This window comes from Tardiphaga sp. (genome assembly GCF_044340795.1).
In the GTDB taxonomy this organism is placed as follows: Bacteria; Pseudomonadota; Alphaproteobacteria; order Rhizobiales; family Xanthobacteraceae; genus Tardiphaga.
In genome coordinates, this window is record NZ_JBIISY010000426.1 from 1 (window position 1) to 2,907 (window position 2,907).

Genomic DNA, 2,907 nt, shown 5'->3' on the forward strand with positions numbered 1-2,907 from the left:
GGCGGGCGAGGTGAGCTTGATCGAACCGGCCGGCGAGATGTGGTCGGTGGTGATCTTGTCGCCGAACAAAGCCAGGATGCGCGCGCCGACGATATCGGTGGTCGGCTCCGGCACCTTCGTCATGCCTTCGAAATAGGGCGGGTTCTGCACGTAAGTGGAGCTCATGTTCCACTTGTAGGTCTCGCTCTCCACCGTCTTGATCTTCTGCCAGTTCTTGTCGCCGTCGAACACGTTGGCATACTTCTTCTTGAAGATCGTCGAGGTGACGTATTTCTTGATGATGGCGTTCACTTCCTGCGTGGTCGGCCAGATGTCCTTCAGGAACACCGGTTGGCCATCCTTGCCCTCGCCGATCGGTTCGACCGCGAGATTCTTGGTCACGGTACCGGCAAGCGCATGGGCGACGACCAGCGGCGGCGAGGCGAGATAGTTCGCCTGCACGTCCGGCGAGACGCGGCCTTCGAAGTTGCGGTTGCCCGACAGCACGGCAGCAGCGACGATGCCGTTCTCGTTGATCGTCTTTGAGATCTCTTCCGGCAGCGGCCCGGAATTGCCGATGCAGGTGGTGCAGCCGAAGCCGACTAGGTTGAAGCCGACCTTGTCGAGATCGAGCTGCAGGCCTGAATTGGCGAGATACTCAGCGACGACCTGCGAGCCCGGTGCCAGCGACGTCTTCACCCACGGCTTTGCTTTCAGGCCCTTGGCGACGGCGTTGCGCGCCAGCAGGCCGGCGGCCACGAGCACGCTCGGATTCGAGGTGTTGGTGCAGGAGGTGATGGCGGCGATGACCACGTCGCCATGGCCGAGATCGAAATTCCTGCCGCCGACCGGGAAACGCTCGCTGGCGTTGGGCTTCTTGTACTCGTTGGCAAGCGCATTGGCGAAGCCGTCGGCGATGGCGGGCAGAGCGACGCGGCCTTCCGGACGCTTCGGGCCGGCCATCGACGGCACGACATCTCCGAGATCGAGCTTCAGCGTTTCGGTGAAGACCGGGTCAGGTGACTTGGCCGTGCGATACAGGCCCTGCGCCTTGGAATAGGCTTCGACCAGCGCGACGCGCGCCGCCTTGCGGCCCGACGTCTTCAGATAATCGAGGGCGGCGGCATCGACCGGGAAGAAGCCGCAGGTCGCACCATATTCCGGCGCCATGTTGCCAATCGTCGCCTTGTCGGCCACCGACATGGCGTCGAGACCGGGGCCGTAGAATTCCACGAACTTGCCGACCACGCCCTGCTTGCGCAGCATCTGCGTGACGGTGAGCACGAGGTCGGTGGCGGTGACGCCTTCCTTGAGCGCGCCCGACAACTTGAAGCCGACCACGTCGGGCATCAGCATCGACTGCGGCTGGCCGAGCATCGCGGCTTCCGCCTCGATGCCGCCGACGCCCCAGCCGAGCACGGCGAGGCCGTTGACCATGGTGGTGTGCGAATCGGTGCCCACCAGCGTGTCGGGATAAGCGACTTCAAAGGTGCCGGTGGTGCGGCCGACCTTCATCTTCTGCTTCTTGGTCCAGACGGTCTGGGCGAGATATTCGAGATTGACCTGATGGCAGATGCCGGTGCCGGGCGGCACCACGGAGAAGTTCGAGAAGGCGCTCTGGCCCCATTTCAGGAATTCGTAGCGTTCCTTGTTCTGCTTGTACTCTTCGGCAACGTTCTTGCCGAACGCCTTGTTGTCACCGAAGAAGTTGACGATCACCGAATGGTCGATCACGAGATCGACGGGGACCAGCGGGTTGATCTTCTTCGGATCGCCCTTCAGCGCCTGCATCGCATTGCGCATGGCGGCGAGATCGACCACCGCAGGGACGCCCGTAAAATCCTGCATCAGCACGCGGGCAGGGCGGAACGCGATTTCATGCTCGAGCTTGCGCTTCTTCGCCCATTTCGCGAAAGCCTCGATATCGGCTTTCTTGACGGTCCGGTCGTCCTCGTTGCGCAGCAGGTTCTCGAGCAGGATCTTCATCGAATAGGGCAGCTTCGAGATGCCGGTGAGGCCGTTCTTCTCGGCCTGAGGCAGGCTGTAATAGACGTAAGTCTTGGTGCCCACCTTGAGGGTCTTGCGGCATTTGAAACTGTCGAGTGAGGTCATGTGAAGCGTCCCATTTCAAGCGAGAGACGCCCCGGGGCGGGGCGTCGAACACCATCGGCGGACATGGCCAGTTCGCTTGCAGGCCGATTGTGTGCTGCATCAATGCACAGCGTATATAGAATGTTTCTAACACGTCTGCCACTGCGGCAATCCGTTTGCAGCCCTGCGAAATGATGCAACAACGCGTGACGTCTGAACCAGATCAACAGGCGATGGACATAGTGACGATGCGGCTGGCGGGCCATGGATTGCGATGCATACGCGCTGGTCGCGAGGTGTTTGCGGGACTCGATTTCGAGGCGAACGCAGGCGAGGCCGTGGCCGTGGTCGGCGCCAATGGCGCCGGCAAGACGTCGCTGCTGCGGCTGATTGCCGGGCTGATCGCGCCGGCGGGTGGCGCAATCGCGCTGGATGGTGGTGACGCCGAGCTGAGCGTGGCGGAGCAGGCCCATTATCTCGGCCATCGCGATGCCCTGAAGCCGGCTCTGACCGTGACGGAAAACCTTGGTTTCTGGGCAGAATTCCTTGGCGGCGTGGCGAGCGAGCCGGCTGCGGCGCTGGAGGCCGTGGGGCTGGGTCATGCCGCCCAGTTGCCGGCTGGTTTTTTGTCTGCAGGCCAGCGCCGCCGGCTGTCGATCGCCCGCCTGCTGACGGTGAAGCGTCCGATCTGGCTGCTTGATGAGCCCACCTCCGCGCTCGATGCCGGCAGCCAGAATGTGTTTGCCGGGCTGATGACGGCGCATCTCGCCGCCGGCGGCCTGATCATGGCCGCGACACACACGCCGCTGGGGATTGCGGCGCGGGAATTGCGGATCG

The 2,907-nt window shown here is 62.9% G+C and carries 2 protein-coding genes; one reads left to right on the forward strand and one right to left on the reverse strand.

Annotation, left to right across the window (positions count from 1 at the left end):
* Positions 1 to 2,091 (reverse strand): aconitate hydratase AcnA (gene acnA, locus ACIQ17_RS32645; RefSeq protein WP_398473714.1); only part of this gene is annotated, 2,091 nt, incomplete at its 3' end.
* Between the two features lie 227 nt (positions 2,092 to 2,318).
* Between acnA and ccmA the strand changes: the two genes are divergently transcribed.
* A partial coding sequence (ccmA, locus tag ACIQ17_RS32650; protein WP_398473715.1) for a heme ABC exporter ATP-binding protein CcmA occupies positions 2,319 to 2,907 on the forward strand: 589 nt, incomplete at its 3' end.